The organism is Paenibacillus sp. J22P165, from assembly GCF_059692015.1.
In genome coordinates, this window is record NZ_JCAUAP010000010.1 from 151,463 (window position 1) to 168,323 (window position 16,861).

Consider the following 16,861-nt stretch of genomic DNA (forward strand, 5'->3'; position numbering starts at 1 on the left):
TCATCCTTTCGAGGGAATATATTCGAAAATTACGGCTGCTAGCGGTGGCATATTAACCACCATGCTGTTCGGTCGATTCTGGCAAAACCACTCTTCCGTGTTCAGCTCACTTGCATTGCCTACGCCTGAACCGCCAAATTCGGGGTTATCACTATTAAATATTTCTCGGTACCGTCCTGGCATTGAAATACCAAGTCGATAGCCCTCATGCGCCACCGATTTAAAATTGCAAACAATGACTAACTGCTCGTTGTCCTCATCACCAGTTTTCCGATAGAAGGTTACGATACCATCACTTTTATCGTCAGTACCCACCCATTCAAAGCCAAGCGGTTTATAATCCTGTTTCCATAAGGCTGGCTTCGCTTTGTAGAAATGGTTCATTTGTGTAACAAAATGAGCAAATTGCTGGTGCTCTTCATAGCTCAGCAGTTGCCATTCCAACGACCCATCCCAGTTCCAGTCATCCATCTGACCGAATTCATTGCCCATGAAGGTCAGTTTTTTACCTGGATGGCCCATCGTGAACATATAGAGTACCCGTAGATTAGCAAAACGCTGCCAAGCATCCTTTCCTGACATTTTGCCAAGTAACGATCTAGATTCATTAGCCATTTCGTCGTGTGAAAAGGGTAAAATAAACTGCTCATCCCAAATGTTAAGCAGCGACTGTGTTATTTGATCCTCCCCCGCGCTGCGCTCTTCTTCACTTTTCTTCTCATATTCAAGTGTGCGCCATGTATAGCCTAAATCCCATTTGTAATTAAACCCCAGACCGCCGTTAGCTACAGGACTCGTAACACCTGGGAATGAGCTTGAATCCTCCGCAATCATCAGCGCATTCGGATAGCGCGCGAAGACGACAGCATTCAGCTTCTGCAGGAAGGCTATGCCCTCCAAGTTCTCATCCCCGCCATGCTCATTCTTGATACGAACCTCCTTACGCGCATCGAAATTCAACGTTAATAGACTAGAAACCGCATCAACACGTAAACCATCCACATGATACACATCCATCCAGAATAAGGCATTCGTTATGAGAAAGCTCAACACTTCTGGCTTCCCAAAGTCGAATACACTCGTCCCCCACGTGAGGTTCTCGCTTTTCTGAATGTCAGCGTATTCATACAGCGGTGTCCCATCAAATCGAGCCAAACCATGTGCGTCTTTGCAGAAATGAGCTGGCACCCAATCCATAATGACGCCAATGCCTTGCTGATGACAGCGATCCACGAAGTACATGAAATCCTTCGGCGACCCGTAGCGGCTTGTAACGGAAAAGTAACCCGTTACCTGATAGCCCCACGAGGCGTCCAACGGATGCTCCCCGAGCGGCATAATTTCAATATGGGTGTAGCCTCGGTCCCGCACATAATCAATTAGCTCGTCTGCTAGCTCGACATACGTGTAGAATCCGCCGTCTTCCTTCCGCTTCCAGCTGCCCAAATGAACCTCGTAGATGAGAAAGGGCTGCTGCTGCAACTGATTCGACTTGTTCGCCTGCCATTCTCCATCCTGCCATTCATAACCTTCAAGGGAGGTAACGATAGAGGCCGTGCCCGGGCGAAGCTCGGAATGGAAGGCCATCGGATCGCTTTTCAGATAACAATCGCCCTGCTCAGTGATCACTTCGTATTTATATAAGGTACCTTCCGTCAGTTCCGGTATGAATAGCGTCCACACGCCCTCTTGCCGAGACATCGGATGCCCACTGCCGTCCCACCCATTAAAGCTGCCAGATACGTTCACTTGCTTCGCATTCGGCGCCCACACAGCAAAATGAACGCCACGTTGACCACTTCGTTCCTCTAGATGAGAACCAAGAAAATGATAGCACTGATATTGTGTGCCCTCATGCCATAAATACAAGTCCTCTGAATCGACCACCGACGTCATTGTCATCCATTTTCCTCCCCGCATACCTGATTTAATACTCCTTATTACACTGTTAATGGAGGATTGAAACAACAAACGCGCAAGTTTCTTCCCATTAGAGGAAAAAACTTGCGCGTTTTGTTGAAAATTAAGAAACAGATACCATAACTAGACACATATCGTCTTGAGGAGAACCTATTTTATCATGCGGATATATGCGCTCTACCAGTTGATTTGGATCATGAGAGGTTAAAGTTTTTAAACCTTCCATAATTTGAGTCACCCCGTCCGACTCCTCCTTATCAAGCCATTCGGTCAAACCATCGGTGAATAAGGCGATGCGAGCTTCTTTTTCGTAGGAAATTAACCCTTTTGTCATTTCAATGCCTTCAAAAAATCCAATCGCACAGCTGCCTTCGGTCAGCAGCTTCACTTCGCCATCCAAAATGGCAATGCCCGCCGGATGACCCGCATTCACATATTCAATCGTACGGCTTTCCATATCCAGCACCATATAGATCGCTGTAAAGTAATAATTGATTAGATTACCGGATCTATGCAGCTGATTCATTCGCCTATTAAGCTCTTGCATGACACCTTCCGGATCGCAAATGTTCGTAATGGTATCCTTCAAGGCAGAGTAAATGTACATACATACCAATGAGGACGAAATCCCATGACCCATCATGTCCAGTAAAATAATGCCATACCGATTCGGAGCGATTGGATACCACGCATAGAAGTCCCCGGCCAGCTCTGAGGATGGCTTGTACACCGCTGAAATCTCAATCCCATCATCCATCAAGGGGTTGCTCAGTACACTAAGCTGGACTTGCATGGCTAAGGCCAATTCATATTTAATCCGTTTATCTCGCTCTTTATGCCAGTCTTTCTCGTATTTCAAGCGCAGTGTGGAACGAATGCGAGCGAGAAGCTCCACCTTATTGATTGGCTTCATCACATAGTCCAAGGCCCCGGCATCCAGCGCTTCAGCCAATTTATTGGAATCCCCCATTGCCGTCACGAAAATAATCGGGATATCCTTCAATCGCTCATCCGCCTGAATCGTCCGACAAGCCTCCACGCCGTCAATTTCAGGCATCATCATATCCATGAGAATTAAATCAACTGGCACTTCAGCTTCACTTGTTGAATCCATATCTAACACTTGATATAGCTCTTTAGCGGATGAAACCAGCACCAAATCGGTATAACCCGCCTTCAGCAAAATTTTTTCAATGATTAATAAATTCGTTGCGTTATCGTCCACAATGACAATACTCATCCATATAACCCCTTTCGGGTAAACAGAAATCAAAACACCTATTTAAGTAGTTTACCTTACTATCCTAATACCCTACTGCCAACTATTCAATCATTCCTATAAAGAATTTCAAATATGTGCACCCTCCACCTGTTTCAAAAATAGCTCAGACGGGTATATCCCTGTATAAGGCGAATCAACAACTACCTAATTTAAAGGAGAGATGACTCATGAGTGAAGCAGTCGAAACAAATAAAGGCGGATTTTTCGTAGGATTGTTGCTTGGAGGCGCGGTAGGTGCGGTCACCTCATTGTTAATTGCTCCTAAAGCGGGGGAGAAGTTGCGCAAAGACCTCTGGAACACTTATCAGACTTGGCTGGACAAATCAAGCCAGATTGCCTCCACTTTAAGCAATAAGACCGAAGAAGTTGTTTCCAAAGTGAGTGATAAAACAGAAGATATCGTTTCTACCGTGAGTGATAAAGCCACTGACCTTGTAGATACGGCAAAGGAAAATAAACAACTTGTCGTTGATTCTGTACAAGCTGCGAAAACAACGTTTCAAAACAATCAACACTAGTTCATTTTGATAAGCAGCATTTCTGAAAAAGGAGTTGTACACAATGGATAAACATGCCCTGCATCACCAATTAACTGACCTCGGGTTAGAACGTATCGAATACCTTGAGAAATCCGTCTATAAATTTGATATTTATCATGACGCGACCTCAGCTTCCTATCCGTTGACGTTAACCACGTTAACTTCGGAGCATGGGAGTACGACCGTCCATTTCCATGAGGCCGATTTCGCAGACAACCAATTCGTTCCCCTTCAAGTCCGCCGTGCTGCGCTGGATAAATTAATTGAGCTGGAGCAGATCTGTAACGGATCCGCTGGTAAATCACTGGAAGACGCCAACAATGGCTCTATGGCTCAAGATATGGGCGAGATGAAGAAGCTCGGGAATGAAATGAAGCATATGAAAACCAATAGTGAGCTATTGGAACGGGATATGATTCCGGATCCGATCCAGTAAGCAAGATTCAGATAAACATAGAGATAGTGGGAGATAGAGGGAACATCGGAGATTTGTAGAGATAGACGAAAAACACCTACATCCTTTTCAGGAGTTAGGTGTTTTTCAATTTGTCCCTAGCTGGGAACTTATGTAAGCTGAAGGGATAGTGGTGAATCACGGAATATAGACACTATCCCTTTCGCTCAGATAATCCTCCCTGCAAGCAAGTCGATTGCTTAAGCTTTCGGATGTACCATATCCGCTGGCTTCACGTAACTGTCAAATTGCTCAGCCGTCAAATATCCGCTGCGCACGGCTGACTCCTTCAACGTCAGCCCTTCCTTATGCGCTTGCTTCGCAATGCTGGCTGCCTTCTCATACCCGATATACGGGTTGAGTGCCGTGACCAGCATGAGCGATTGCTCCAGATTGCGCTGAATCACCGCGCGATTCGGTTCCATGCCTGCGAGGCAATGGTCGTTGAACGAGCGCATGCTATCCGCCAGCAGTCGTACAGACTGCAGGAAGTTGTGGATGATGACGGGCTTGAACACGTTCAGCTCGAAATTGCCTTGGCTAGCGGCGAAGCCGATGGACGCATCGTTGCCCATGACCTGGCACACGACCATCGTCATCGCTTCGCTCTGCGTGGGGTTGACCTTGCCCGGCATAATCGAGCTGCCGGGCTCGTTCTCCGGAATCGTGATTTCGCCGATTCCGCAGCGGGGGCCGCTCGATAGCCACCGCACATCGTTGGCTATCTTCATTAAATTCGCCGCCAGCGCCTTGAGCGCGCCGTGGGCGTAAACGATCTGATCATGGCTGGTCAGCGCATGATACTTGTTCTCCGCCGAGACGAAGCGCGTGCCCGTCTCGCGAGTCAGGGCTTCGGCGACGCGGGCGCCGAACTCGGGATGCGCGTTCAGCCCCGTCCCGACGGCGGTCCCGCCGATCGCGAGCTCGCGCATCGTGTCTACGGCGCTGCGCACCATGCGCGCCGTCTGCTCCAACATGGCCCACCAGCCGCTGATCTCCTGACCCAGCGTCAGCGGGGTCGCGTCTTGCAGGTGGGTGCGGCCAATCTTGACGATGTCAGCGAAGGCCGACATCTTGGTGTACAGCGTTGTCTGCAGCAGTTCTAGTGCAGGCAGCAGTTCTTGCTCTACGGCGATGACGCCAGCAACATGCATCGCCGTCGGGAATGTATCGTTCGAGCTCTGCGAACGATTCACATCATCGTTGGGATGGATGCGCGGAGCGCCCTCCCCGATCAGGTCGTTGCCACGGTGGGCGATAACCTCGTTGACGTTCATGTTGGACTGTGTGCCGCTACCCGTCTGCCACACGACAAGCGGGAACTCCTCGTTCCAGCGGCCTTGTACGATTTCGTCAGCCGCTTGCGAGATGGCTTCTGCCTTTTCTGGCGGCAATCCGCCAAGGTCACGGTTAACGTGAGCGGCTGCTTTTTTGAGCAACGCAAAAGCACTAATCAATCTTACCGGCATCCGCTCCGTACCAATTTTGAAATTTTCGAAGCTGCGCTGGGTCTGTGCCCCCCACAACTTATCCACAGGTACTCTGATTTCCCCCATGGTATCGCGTTCTATCCGATATTCTTGCGTCATACATACCCTCCTCTATCTGTCCATAATCTGATTCGTAAGGAATAATACCCACGCTTTAACAACATCTAACAATCCTCATATAGTTTCCCCGCATTTGGGAGGCTTATGAGTCGCAACTGGTTAAGTAGCAGAAGCTAGAGCTATAATGAGGAATACAGCGTCTACCCCTGTTAGAGACAGGGTCATTTATGAAAGGAGACTATCGTCTATGGAAACGAAATTAGCTATCATCGTCCGCTCCACGGAGATTGATGTGAATGGCCATGTGAATAATGCCAAATATTTGGAGTACCTCGAGTGGGGACGTGAAGAATGGTATGAGGCCTGCGAGCTATCTTACGAAACTTTTGGTGCCCTCGGTGTGCAGACCGTGACCGTAAATATCAACATCAATTACCGTAAAGAGTGCAAGCAAGGCGAACATTTAACAGTGAGCTGCCGCCCTGAGAAAATCGGCAATTCCAGCTATGTCCTTCAGCAAGAAATTCGTAACCAGCAAGGTGAACTATGCGCAGATGCGCTTGTGACCAGCGTGACAATGGACAGTACAACGCGCAAAAGCCGGGAGGCCCCGGCGGCATTACGAGCATATTTCGCTTAGTCGTTCAGCATAGATGACTTAGTTAACGGGCAGTGACCGAGAGGCGGCGCATCCGGTATGAACACCGTGAGCTTTCGCATGAAATAGCAGGATTCCGGAAAATGGTGTTCTAGAAAACGAAGCGTTGATTTCGATAATAGTTCGTCATTTCGATATTGCACTACGATTCGCTGCACGAAATCATAGAATGCTTTCACGGTTCCCAGTACTTCCTTGGCGAATCGGATCTCCGCTGGGAAACCCGGCGGTGTGAAACGTAAATAACCTTGCATAGCGCGATTTTTCGTCATATAAGACGAGAATATTGAAGCGAACTTATCCGTCTCTACGCCAAGTGCAATCTCCACAGGGTCCAGCAGCCCATTCAGCAGCACCGCATGCCCGAGCTGATCCTCCAGCCAGAGATCTAGCAATTGGGTTAGTTTCAACGGTATCGCTGGAACGCCTTGCATCCAGTACGAGAGTTGCCGCAAGTACTCTCTGTTTTCATTAATGGTTCCATTAAAATAAGAGGGTGTCAGATTCAGATTAATGCGATTCCACAGCCTTAAATGCTGCATATGCCCTTCCAATCTGCAATAAGCATCCGCAAGCGGGTACACGCGTCTCGCGAAGGCTTGCATGGTCGGTGAATCTGCTCCCTCGAACGGTGTCAGTCCCTTCGCTTGGTGAAGAGCATCTTGAAATTGCGGGATGAACTTCTCCGCTTCCTTCCACCACTTTGTTTCCACGGGAGATAAATAATCCCTCAGAAAGTGCGCATGATCTTCCAGCACTTCGAGCCAGAATAAATGCTCCTCTTGCAACGAGATTCGCGCTTCTTGTGTCACGCAGTTCCCCCCTCCTCCGCACGCCTTTCTTTCATTCAAAATGTATGAAAGAAATCGGAGCCATAGACCGCTTCACGGTTTCGGGGCCGGTTGATTACTACGGGCACTTCTTCTTTTTATCCAGAAGACAATGGGATAGATGAAGAACAAACACTCGATGAATAGTGCAAAGGTTGCCCAGCTGCTATCAAAATATCCCGCTAACTCTACAGGATTTTTAGCTAATATGAGGGACAGGGAGACGACAATGGCCGCCAGCGGGAATGTAATTGGTTTGTAATTACTTAGCGACAGCGCTTGCGAGCAGAGCAGTGTTCCTATCGTAAAAATAATACTTAGCTTAATGAAATAGCCTGTGAACCAGATCGAGACAATAAGCGCATCCGTGTTGCGTAGAAAATCACCTAAATGCAGGAATCCTGTAAGCTCTAACGCAGGATATACTAACGTCGCCGCAAGCTTAGGTCCAAAGAAAAACATCATTAACAAAAATTCGACAAGGAGTATGTAAGTGCCCGCCAAGGATCCTATCCAAATGATTTTACGGGTTTTTTGATTAGTATTTAGCTCCGGAATGATATAAGAGAACATAATTAATTCCCCATACCACGGGATGATGGCATACGTTTGAGCCCACAGTGCCTTCCAATCATGAACACGCGTAAACTCGTACCACATGGGTGAATCCATAGCCGTAAGAAAAAATAATGGTTTGAACACAAACAACACGCCTATAAACAAAAAGCACCCCTGTGCGAATCTGAATACAGTTGAAACACCAGATTGGGTTAAAGACGCAACGGTAGCCATGACCAGCACACCAACAGCAGCAGGTGGTGTTTCCCGCAAATAAGTCGGGATGAAGAAATCAGTAAACTCGCGCAAAATATAAGAGGCCAGATGTAAAAAAAAGAACGACATCAGAAACAAAATACCTTTGTGTAGGTACTTGTTAATGATGGTACCTCCGTACTCACCAAAAAAGTTGGCGGGTTGGCGGAGTGCGAACCTGAGGCTGAACGTCGCAAGCGCTGTGCCAAAGATCGCGGCTAGTACGATACACAATCCACCGTCAAACGAGGCTGCACCCGCAAGAGGACTAATGAGAAAGGCAACCGTGGTAGAAAATACGAACACAAAGGTCATAGCCCCCAACTGCAGTCCTGTCACTGTTCCTTGTTTTTTCACCCTATTGCCTCCTTGCAATGCCTATCTTTGAACAATGAAGCTTTGAATCGGCTCAAATAGCAAACGAATGGTATGACTGGGATTTACCCACTCCGGCCAGAAAATACTGAGGGTGCCAAAAACAAACGCGACACCAGTAACCGACAGCGCAAGCCTCTTTTCTTTCGAGCTTGCAGCTTGACGTCGAAGCAACGAGATTTGATAGATCAAGATACAACCGATACCCAGAATTAAATACAACATGGCATGTGATCTCCCTTCGAATTCAAAGTTTCGCTGAGCGGCTTATCCCCGTGCTTCGCAAGACCACATGAACATGAAATTCAGGATCTGTATGTGTAAACATCATCTCGCGAGGATTCTCTGCCCATTCCTGCCACATCCCAGGGTATTTATATTTAACTAATTCGCTCCACTGAAAAACATCTGCCTGGTTGTCTTGCGCCTTCTCAGTCGCCGATTGAATCAGTTGTCTAATACGATCACTCACCGCTTTCTCTACGATTGCGATATTCGCTGGAGCTTTTAAATTCATATTAGATTCAATGGAAATAAGATCTGCTTTTGCCTGAATAGATACCTGAATCGTGACCCGGCTTTCGCTGCGAATCGCTCGCGTCTTATGCTTTACATCAATGAGTCTAGCGCTGAAAACACCCTTGTTATCTGGGAGTTCCCCCGTAATGATCATCTCCGGAATTCGATTCTTCATCATTAAAATGCCCATTGCTTCTTCATTCGTAAATCTACCTGTAACAGCGCCATTCTTCATAATGGCTGCGCCCCCAACCCCCGACCACTTCACATTCTTGGCTTCTGTTAGCAGCTTAAGATCACGCAAAGTTAGCTCGGGAATATAAGAGTCGCCCAAGTTATTCCATTGTGCATATAATAATTCCCGGATTCGGATTGGGGGAACTCGCTTTGTATGTGCGGATTCTCGCCAGATCTCCGTGGGGAAACGTTCAAACACAGATTCCAACTTCGCTAAATTTCTGGCGATGCCATTGAAGTAAAATACATAGATCGGCAATCTGAAGTCCGTTGCACGAACCAAATGATCCAATAAAGGGGTCAAGCCAGCCCTTGCAAAACGATCGCCAATGACGATCACTTGCATTTGTCCCCACGTCACTGTTCGAGGCAACTCGGCTTGGATATGCTGCAACGCCTCAGCCACATTCGAACCTTTGCCTGAAACTGACACGAACGGTTTCTGGTTAAGGCTTGTCGCACTCAATCCTGTCGAGATGCGGTTCGGCAGCATGAATAACGTAGAGACTTCCGTCTGCCCATCCTCATTTAGATCAACAAGCATCGTTGATACGAAGGTTCGGTCATTGAGCTCTTGTTTGGACCAGCATCCTGTTAATCCTGTTGGAATCGCCGTGATAAGCACCAGCATGCCAACCATACGCTTTATTTTTGGCAACATTGCTGCCCCTCCTTGATCGATCAAGGTCGTTTCTTGCCCATCCATTTCGTCCAAGGAAATCGGCCAGCGGCATCCCTCATCTGTTCCGACTTAAAAGGAATGAACGGAGATAGATACGGCGTGCCATAAGATTCCATGGACAATAAATGAATATAAATAAAAAAGACCCCAATCAATAGTCCGAGAAGCCCAAATATCGCCGATATGAATAATAGCGCAAACCGTAGGAATCGAACCGTCAAGGTAAGTGAGAAATGTGGCACAACAAAGGAAGAAATCCCTGTGAGAGCCACGATAATGACCATGGGTGCACTCACGATGCCAGCCTGAACTGCTGCTTCGCCTATGACAATAGCCCCGACAATAGAGATTGTCTGTCCCATCGTTGTGGGGATGCGCTGCCCCGCTTCTCGCATGACCTCGAACGTAACCTCCATAATGAGGGCCTCCAGGATTGCGGGAAAAGGAACAATATCTCTGCTTGCAGCTAATGAAATCAACATATTGTAAGGGAGCATTTCTGGATGAAAGGTCGTAATGGCCACATAAGCTGATGGCAAAACCAAACTGACAGCAAAAAATATGTACCGGAGCAGACGGATCCAGCTGCTGTAGAAATAACGCTGGTAATAATCCTCAGCCGACTGCATAAACGACAATAAGGTCGCGGGGGCGACCAAATTACTTGGCGTTCCGTCTGTCAGCAACGCTAAGCGTCCTTCAAATAACGAAGAAACCACCACATCCGGTCTCTCTGTATTCAGCATTTTCGGAAATGGCGATATGAGCCTTTCGTCCAGTAACTCTTCAAGAAAGCTGCTGTCCGGAACGCGGTCTGTTCGAATCGCCCCAAGCTTTGTTTTAAATTGCTGCACCAAATCCATGTCACAGCGGCCTTTCATATAGAGCAGAAGAACGATTGTACGTGATTCACTTCCGATAATGAATTGCTCTACAACAAGATTTTCGCTTTTGATGCGTTGACGGATGAGGGACAAGTTCGTACATACATCTTCTACAAAGGATTCCTTGGGCCCTCGAATCGTCTTCTCATTCTCAGAAACATTCACTTCTCGCTTCGCTTTTTGAGGAAATGGAAACAAGACGCCCGCCGTCTCACCGGAAATACATAGTAAGACATACCCGTTAAACAAGCCCTCTAGCGCTTCTTCTGGCGTATGTGAAACGTTATAAGCAGCTGAAAAAAATGTGTTACTTTGAAATATGCTTTGGAGACGCTCATCACTACGGCCCGGGTATGGCTGCAGCAACTTACGCAGTACATGCGTTTGCAGCATCTCCAAATCAATCGCATCCATCATATAGTAAATTGTGCAGATGAAGTCATCTTGCTCAATCCTTTGCGAGATCACATCCAAGCGATCTTGGAGCTTCTCGCGGATCCATTGCGTCAATTCCATATACGGGGCTTCCTTTTTGGTAGTAGTTTCCTCTGACTTGGATGTAATTATGCATCCTATGGCGAATCAATTGGAAATTACTTCATGGAGCCATTTCATCTATTCTCTGTGGATAACTTATGCCCAATCGGCGTTGGTAGTCCGTCCATGCTCGTCATATTTTTCTTTTGCCAATAGGCGTGCAACCCTTCGTCCCCTTGCTTCGCCGCCCAATTTTGCAACGTATTCCGCTCACCTTCATAAGTGTAAAAAGGAACGCTGAATCCGCAGGAGGACTTCACCTCATGGATATCGACGACCATAATTTGCCTAACCCCCGGCAGCAACTCGAACTTCGGAGCCAACTGATCCCACTCGTCGGATCCCGACAGGATCACATGGCCTTTGCCATACAGCCTAATAATCTGTGGCGGTCCCTCGATAGCCATAAACATAATGGTGATCCTGCCATTTTCCGCTAGATGTGCGCTGGTTTCATTACCACTCCCTGTTAGATCCAGATAGGCCACTTGATTGGCCGATAGAATTCGCAGCACATCGTGCCCCTTCGGTGAAATATTGACATGCCCTTCCGCTGATAATGGTGCTGAACCAACGAAGAAGATATGTTGCTTGGCGATAAATGCCTCATGCTCCGGTAAAAGTGCCTCGAACGATTTCCCCATGTCACACACTCCTCTTTCCATTTTCTTCTATTATGAGCTCCCCATCTCTATTTGTGAAATACATAAATTATAGACCTTTCATAGGAAATTCCTATAACAAACCTTTAACAAAGCGAGTCCAAACTATATCTATCGCATATATTCTCACCGATACCTTTTACATATTTATGGAAGTCACAGGTTAAAGTAAGGGGAAGTGATAATGAAGGAGGGAAACGTGTGGAACAAAGTCCATCGATTGAAGCAGCAGAGCCCTATTTCAAGCAACTTTTCTCTGAGCAAAGTGACTTTCAATCGAAAGAGTTGCTAATTGGCGGAACCGTATTTAGGCTGTTTTATTTCGACACGTTGGTCGATTCTTCCCTCGTTCAAGATTTTATTCTGAAGCCGCTGTTTCTCCGTCCTCAGGATGCCATTCGTGAGGTCGTGTCGATTTTAGACTATACGGAAACAGAGCTTTTAGAAGAAGCGGTTCAGGCTATTTTGTACGGCAAAGTCGTACTCTATCAAGCCGGAGACAGTAAGCTTTACCTGCTTGGGGTGGATTTAAAGAAAGAGCGCTCCATCAATATTCCTACCAAGGAACGAGTTTTACGCGGTGCAAACGAAGCCTTCATTGAAAATTTAGATACCAACATCAATCTCATGCGTAAGCTAGTTAATTCTACAGAATTCATTGTTAAAACCTATACGATAGGACGACTATCGCGGACGAAAGTCGCTGTCATGTACATCAAGTCAACTGCCACAACAGCGATTGTAGAGGAACTAGACAAAAGGCTTAACAGCATTGACATTGACTATATCGAGGAGCCAGGATTTATCGATGAGATGATTCGGGAGAAGAAATTCAGCCTATTTCCACAACTGCTTATTACGGAACGTCCAGACCGCGCGCGCGCCTATTTAATGGAGGGGAAAGTGGTCATTGGCGCAGCCGGGTCACCAGACGCAATCATCCTGCCAGTGACGTTCTGGTCTTTCTTCCAAAGTCCTGATGATTACCAAGTCAGTTGGCTGATAGGCACTTTTTTTCGGCTTTTGCGCATTTGTTGCCTGTTCATAACGATTGGTCTGCCTGCCGTTTATGTGGCAGTGAGTGCCTTTAATCCACAACTGCTGCCGATTAATTTCGTTAATACGCTGCAGAGCTCACTGAAATTCGTAGCATTCCCGCCGGTACTCGAGGCGCTCTCGATGATGTTTATGCTTGAGATATTAAGAGAAGCAACCATTCGTCTAGCGAGTCCAGTCGGCCAAACCATCGGTGTTGTAGGCGGTATTGTAATCGGAACTGTGGTCGTGCAGGCCAATTTGGTGTCCAATACCATCGTTATCGTAGCTGCTTTAACAGGTCTAGCCTCCTTTGTCCTGCCTTCTTACGAAATGAGCAGTGCTGTTCGCTTGCTAAGCTATCCTGCACTCCTCCTTTCCTCGATGTTCGGCTTGTTTGGTTTAGCCTTCTTTTTCATGATGATATGTATCCATTTGTGCCAAATGACAACGCTGGGACTCCCTTACTATACGCCGCCCTTTTCCTTTCGGGATACGAAGGATACGCTGTTTCGGGCACCGCTTTGGAGCACACGTAAGCGCCCGTTAGAAGCAGTTTCGAGCAATCGAATACGGATACGGAATTCAAGGAGTTGGAAGCGTTGAAACAAGAAGAAACCATCACCAGAAGACAGTTGGTCTCACTAGTTATTATGGTTCAGCTCGGAACAGAAGTCTTGTCCCTGCCCCATGTAGAAGCTAGAGTTGCGGGCCATGATACATGGCTGGCTGTCCTAGTAGCTGCACTCATCGCACAAGTAGGCATCACGCTGCTTTGGTGGCTCGGCAGCCGTTACCCAAAACGTAACTTCTATGCCTACATCTCACTTATTGTAGGTAAACCCCTAGGGGCCAGTATCAATTTGCTGTTTGGATGCTATTACGCCCTCTCTGGACTCTTGTTAACAATATTATATTGCGACATCTTAAAAAGATGGCTGTTTCCACTCACACCTAGATGGGTTCTCATTCTTATGCTTCTCCTTGTCTGCGGCTATGCAGCTACGTCAACGTTGAAACAGCTTGCTAATGTATCGCAGACCTTTATGGTTTTCGCTTACATCAGCTTTTTGCTTATCGTATTTAGCGGAATTTACGGTCTCGATGCGAGAAATTTGCTGCCGATGTTGCCAAGCGGTTGGTATCCAGTTCTGAAAGGGGCCTATTCCGCATTTAGCGCTTATGTAGGTTATGATCTGCTTCTCTACGCTTACCCTTATGTACAAGCCCAAAATAAAAAAAAACTGCTGATTTCGATGACACTAGCGAACACCGTTACAACTGTGTTTTATATTGCCGTTTGCCTGATCTGCTCCATGAAATTCAACTTGAAACAGCTTGAGGTTATTCCGGAACCTATTATTTTTATTTTAAAAAACTATCGGCTTAATGTCTTGCAGAGCATCGACATCTTGTTCCTCATCTTCTATGTATGCCTTGTATCGGCAACGATCTATGTATACTTCTTTATGGCTGTGAAAGCATTTCTGCATCTTCGCAGACAGGGCTTGGGTAAGCAACATGTTTGGGTATGGACGGTAGTCGCGCTATGTTTCCTTGGGTGCTTCTTCGTAACGAAGCGGGACGACCTCTTGCAGATTGCCACGCTTCAGGATATCGTGTCTATTTCGTTGGTTGTGGGGCTGCCAGTCATTCTTCTCATCATTTCCGGGCTGCGGGGCGTAGGGAGGAACGAGGTATGAAAAGAGTGATAGCTGCGTTGCTCACATGCTTACTACTGACAGGATGCTGGGATCAATCTCAGCTGAAGAAACTGCTTTTTGTCGATGTAGTAGGTGTAGATTATGAGGGAGACAGCAAGCAACTTAAGGTCAGCTATGTCATTTCCTCGCTACAGAATGCCAATCAAGGCGGAGGCAATCCGAACAACTTATTTATGGAGTCAACTGGCGACAACATATATGACGCCGTGAGTAAAACAAACAAACAATTCCCTGGCATTCTTTCTGTACTGGAAACCAGGTTATTCCTAATAAGTACGAAATTCGCCAAAGATCAGCCGCTGAACCATTTGAATATTACCAGCCAATTCATCGCCAATCCATTATACGGCTATCTGGCGATATATGACGGTGATCTTTCGAAGTTGCTGAGTACGAAAAAAATCAAAGATCAGACCTTATCGGAATTTCTGGTAGGTTTATTAGAAGAGGATAAGAAGAGGGGAAAGATCCCTTCCAGCAAATTAGTCCAATTCATACTCGGGGGAACAGGATTCCTAAACGACTTCGCACTCAATCGGTTCGAGCCTTACGAGAATGGGGTTCACCTAGCGGGTAGTTCCTTGTTTCGAGATGGGACGTATACCGGCATCAATCTGGATGATGAGGAGACCCACTTAGTTACGCTGCTAGATGGTACTTCGGGCAAAAATCAACTGATCACGGGAAAATTGGACGGAAAGAGTTACTCCGTTCAAGTACAGAATGCCCATCGGGATTTCCACATTAACGATAAGGATGGCCGTCTTCGTGATATTGAAATTTCGTTAAAACTAGATCTTAAATTAATCAAAGTAGGACTTGATATGGAAAGACATACGGAAGCCAGCCTCACAGAGCTGGAAAAGCAAATCTCTGCTGATATTACGGCAAAGGCAACTAAAGTGATTGCAACCTTGCAAAGGACAAATTGCGATTACTTACAGCTTGGACATGAAGTATCAGCCTATCATCCGAAGCTGTTTGGAGGCATTCCGTGGTGGCGTGAGCAGTATCCAAAAATCAGTATTACACCAAAAGTTAAAATCAAGATTCTGAACACTGGCATTCTGGAATAAGGTCAGGAAAAAATTTACGTTTTGCTTGCATATTTTTCCTCCATTCGAAGAATACTTAGTTGGTTGAATCTTAGCTTATGCTTACGACTCCAGTTTTCTGGCGAGCGTGAAGGAGGTGATTGTACCATGTCAACAACCAACAGTAATGACGACGTAGTAAGTCATGCAATTAATGCGGCTCAGGCGAACGCTGAAGACAGCCAATCCCAGCAACAGGTAGAGGAATTATCTGCTGCGCTGCAAAGTGCAACATCCGATGCTAGTGATGAGGAAAACACCTCACAGGAATAATTCGCTTCAGTTCCACACCAAACTCAAAGAGCTTTCCCACACGCTAATCGCGATGTAGGGAAAGCTCTTTATCTTTGAATTGGTCTCATGCATTGAACCAAACGCCCAGTATTTGAATATGGTGTAGCAAAAACGTTGGGATGATGAAACATGAGAAACACGAGGGACATGGACCAGGACTTGGAGTTGGAACACCAACCCGTTAGTATACAAACCTATAAAGTGCTAAAAAGCAATTTAAACCTGTTGTACCCTGCTGTTATTCATATGAATGCCCCGCTCGTACAGCATAAAATCAATACAACCATTGTCGATGCCGTCAACAAGCAGCTGCATGATCAGGGATTCCCACAGAACCCGGAAACCGATGTGACCGCTTATTATGAAATCAAAACGAATGAGCGTCGCGTGCTGAGTTTGTCGTTGCTCAATTACGCTTTCTCTGGTGGCGCTCACGGAATGACCATCCAACAAACGTTGACGTTCAGCACTGAAACCGGGCAAAGCTACACACTAAGTCAGTTATTTAAACCTGGCAGCGATTATGTTGCTAAATTGAGTGCCATGATTGCAGCCGAAATTAAGCGGCGTGAGATTCCTTTATTAGTAGAATTCAAAGGCATTCGCCCTGATCAAGATTTTTATATTGCCGATAAATCGCTCGTCATCTATTTCCAACTTTACGAGCTAGCCTCTTACGTGTATGGCTTCCTCTACTTCCCGATTTCGGTGTATGAGCTCCAGGATATCATTGCTGAAGACGGTCCGCTTGGGAAGATGATGTACTAAAACA

The 16,861-nt window shown here is 46.6% G+C and carries 17 protein-coding genes; 8 read left to right on the forward strand and 9 right to left on the reverse strand.

Annotated features, from left to right (window positions below; all coding sequences use genetic code 11):
• Together glgB and AC58QM_RS25165 are read right to left on the reverse strand one after the other, a co-directional pair.
• Entirely contained in the window at positions 1-1,902 is a 1,902-nt protein-coding gene (glgB, locus tag AC58QM_RS25160) for a 1,4-alpha-glucan branching protein GlgB (protein WP_497287575.1), read from the reverse strand.
• A gap of 121 nt (positions 1,903-2,023) precedes the next feature.
• Positions 2,024-3,160, reverse strand: a complete 1,137-nt coding sequence (locus AC58QM_RS25165) for a PP2C family protein-serine/threonine phosphatase (protein ID WP_497287576.1) — start codon at positions 3,158-3,160, stop codon at positions 2,024-2,026.
• Between the two features lie 209 nt (positions 3,161-3,369).
• Here AC58QM_RS25165 and AC58QM_RS25170 point away from each other — a divergent pair, with 209 nt between their 5' ends.
• Positions 3,370-3,720, forward strand: a complete 351-nt coding sequence (locus AC58QM_RS25170) for a YtxH domain-containing protein (protein WP_497287577.1) — start codon at positions 3,370-3,372, stop codon at positions 3,718-3,720.
• A gap of 43 nt (positions 3,721-3,763) precedes the next feature.
• Positions 3,764-4,177: a hypothetical protein gene (locus AC58QM_RS25175; protein WP_497287578.1), complete on the forward strand. Its 414-nt coding sequence runs from the start codon at positions 3,764-3,766 to the stop codon at positions 4,175-4,177.
• A gap of 218 nt (positions 4,178-4,395) precedes the next feature.
• On the opposite strand, the gene fumC is transcribed toward AC58QM_RS25175, so the two are convergent.
• Positions 4,396-5,784 (reverse strand): class II fumarate hydratase, encoded by a 1,389-nt coding sequence (fumC, locus tag AC58QM_RS25180; protein WP_497287579.1) that lies wholly within the window; start codon positions 5,782-5,784, stop codon positions 4,396-4,398.
• A gap of 208 nt (positions 5,785-5,992) precedes the next feature.
• Here fumC and AC58QM_RS25185 point away from each other — a divergent pair, with 208 nt between their 5' ends.
• A complete protein-coding gene (locus tag AC58QM_RS25185) occupies positions 5,993-6,385 on the forward strand; it encodes an acyl-CoA thioesterase (RefSeq protein WP_497287580.1) in 393 nt (130 codons plus the stop codon).
• Here the strand turns inward: AC58QM_RS25185 and AC58QM_RS25190 are convergent.
• From AC58QM_RS25190 to AC58QM_RS25215, 6 genes are all read right to left on the reverse strand, one after another.
• Positions 6,382-7,215 carry a DUF2935 domain-containing protein gene (locus tag AC58QM_RS25190; RefSeq protein WP_497287581.1) on the reverse strand — a complete coding sequence of 278 codons (834 nt, stop codon included), beginning with the start codon at positions 7,213-7,215 and terminating at the stop codon, positions 6,382-6,384. The two genes, AC58QM_RS25185 and AC58QM_RS25190, sit on opposite strands and share 4 nt — an antisense overlap.
• A gap of 72 nt (positions 7,216-7,287) precedes the next feature.
• On the reverse strand, positions 7,288-8,403 hold the full coding sequence (locus AC58QM_RS25195; protein WP_497287582.1) for a GerAB/ArcD/ProY family transporter: 1,116 nt from the start codon (positions 8,401-8,403) through the stop codon (positions 7,288-7,290).
• Between the two features lie 21 nt (positions 8,404-8,424).
• The gene (locus tag AC58QM_RS25200; protein ID WP_497287583.1) at positions 8,425-8,646 is read right to left on the reverse strand and encodes a hypothetical protein; all 222 of its coding nucleotides are present in this window, start codon (positions 8,644-8,646) and stop codon (positions 8,425-8,427) included.
• Between the two features lie 22 nt (positions 8,647-8,668).
• Entirely contained in the window at positions 8,669-9,838 is a 1,170-nt protein-coding gene (locus tag AC58QM_RS25205; protein ID WP_497287584.1) for a Ger(x)C family spore germination protein, read from the reverse strand.
• A gap of 20 nt (positions 9,839-9,858) precedes the next feature.
• Positions 9,859-11,259 (reverse strand): spore germination protein, encoded by a 1,401-nt coding sequence (locus tag AC58QM_RS25210; protein WP_497287585.1) that lies wholly within the window; start codon positions 11,257-11,259, stop codon positions 9,859-9,861.
• Between the two features lie 95 nt (positions 11,260-11,354).
• Positions 11,355-11,924, reverse strand: coding sequence for a pyridoxamine 5'-phosphate oxidase family protein (locus AC58QM_RS25215; protein ID WP_497287586.1), 570 nt, complete (start codon positions 11,922-11,924; stop codon positions 11,355-11,357).
• A gap of 219 nt (positions 11,925-12,143) precedes the next feature.
• Between AC58QM_RS25215 and AC58QM_RS25220 the strand changes: the two genes are divergently transcribed.
• The 5 genes from AC58QM_RS25220 (at position 12,144) to AC58QM_RS25240 (ending at position 16,857) form a co-directional block, all read left to right on the forward strand.
• Positions 12,144-13,583: a spore germination protein gene (locus AC58QM_RS25220; RefSeq protein ID WP_497287587.1), complete on the forward strand. Its 1,440-nt coding sequence runs from the start codon at positions 12,144-12,146 to the stop codon at positions 13,581-13,583.
• A complete protein-coding gene (locus AC58QM_RS25225; RefSeq protein ID WP_497287588.1) occupies positions 13,580-14,680 on the forward strand; it encodes a GerAB/ArcD/ProY family transporter in 1,101 nt (366 codons plus the stop codon). The genes AC58QM_RS25220 and AC58QM_RS25225 overlap by 4 nt, the downstream gene beginning before the upstream one ends.
• Positions 14,677-15,777: a Ger(x)C family spore germination protein gene (locus tag AC58QM_RS25230; protein WP_497287589.1), complete on the forward strand. Its 1,101-nt coding sequence runs from the start codon at positions 14,677-14,679 to the stop codon at positions 15,775-15,777. Before AC58QM_RS25225 ends, AC58QM_RS25230 begins: the two co-directional genes overlap by 4 nt.
• 126 nt (positions 15,778-15,903) lie before the next feature.
• Complete coding sequence (locus tag AC58QM_RS25235) at positions 15,904-16,068, forward strand: hypothetical protein (protein WP_157264846.1); 165 nt, start codon at positions 15,904-15,906, stop codon at positions 16,066-16,068.
• Between the two features lie 150 nt (positions 16,069-16,218).
• Complete coding sequence (locus AC58QM_RS25240; protein ID WP_497287590.1) at positions 16,219-16,857, forward strand: DUF3298 and DUF4163 domain-containing protein; 639 nt, start codon at positions 16,219-16,221, stop codon at positions 16,855-16,857.
• Positions 16,858-16,861 lie beyond the last annotated feature (4 nt).

Coding starts and splice junctions, on each gene's coding strand:
- glgB (WP_497287575.1), bottom strand. CDS start 1,902: ATGACAATGACGTCGGTGGTCGATTCAGAGGACTTGTATTTATGGCAT.
- AC58QM_RS25165 (WP_497287576.1), bottom strand. CDS start 3,160: ATGAGTATTGTCATTGTGGACGATAACGCAACGAATTTATTAATCATT.
- AC58QM_RS25170 (WP_497287577.1), top strand. CDS start 3,370: ATGAGTGAAGCAGTCGAAACAAATAAAGGCGGATTTTTCGTAGGATTG.
- AC58QM_RS25175 (WP_497287578.1), top strand. CDS start 3,764: ATGGATAAACATGCCCTGCATCACCAATTAACTGACCTCGGGTTAGAA.
- fumC (WP_497287579.1), bottom strand. CDS start 5,784: ATGACGCAAGAATATCGGATAGAACGCGATACCATGGGGGAAATCAGA.
- AC58QM_RS25185 (WP_497287580.1), top strand. CDS start 5,993: ATGGAAACGAAATTAGCTATCATCGTCCGCTCCACGGAGATTGATGTG.
- AC58QM_RS25200 (WP_497287583.1), bottom strand. CDS start 8,646: ATGTTGTATTTAATTCTGGGTATCGGTTGTATCTTGATCTATCAAATC.
- AC58QM_RS25205 (WP_497287584.1), bottom strand. CDS start 9,838: ATGTTGCCAAAAATAAAGCGTATGGTTGGCATGCTGGTGCTTATCACG.
- AC58QM_RS25210 (WP_497287585.1), bottom strand. CDS start 11,259: ATGGAATTGACGCAATGGATCCGCGAGAAGCTCCAAGATCGCTTGGAT.
- AC58QM_RS25215 (WP_497287586.1), bottom strand. CDS start 11,924: ATGGGGAAATCGTTCGAGGCACTTTTACCGGAGCATGAGGCATTTATC.
- AC58QM_RS25230 (WP_497287589.1), top strand. CDS start 14,677: ATGAAAAGAGTGATAGCTGCGTTGCTCACATGCTTACTACTGACAGGA.
- AC58QM_RS25235 (WP_157264846.1), top strand. CDS start 15,904: ATGTCAACAACCAACAGTAATGACGACGTAGTAAGTCATGCAATTAAT.
- AC58QM_RS25240 (WP_497287590.1), top strand. CDS start 16,219: ATGAGAAACACGAGGGACATGGACCAGGACTTGGAGTTGGAACACCAA.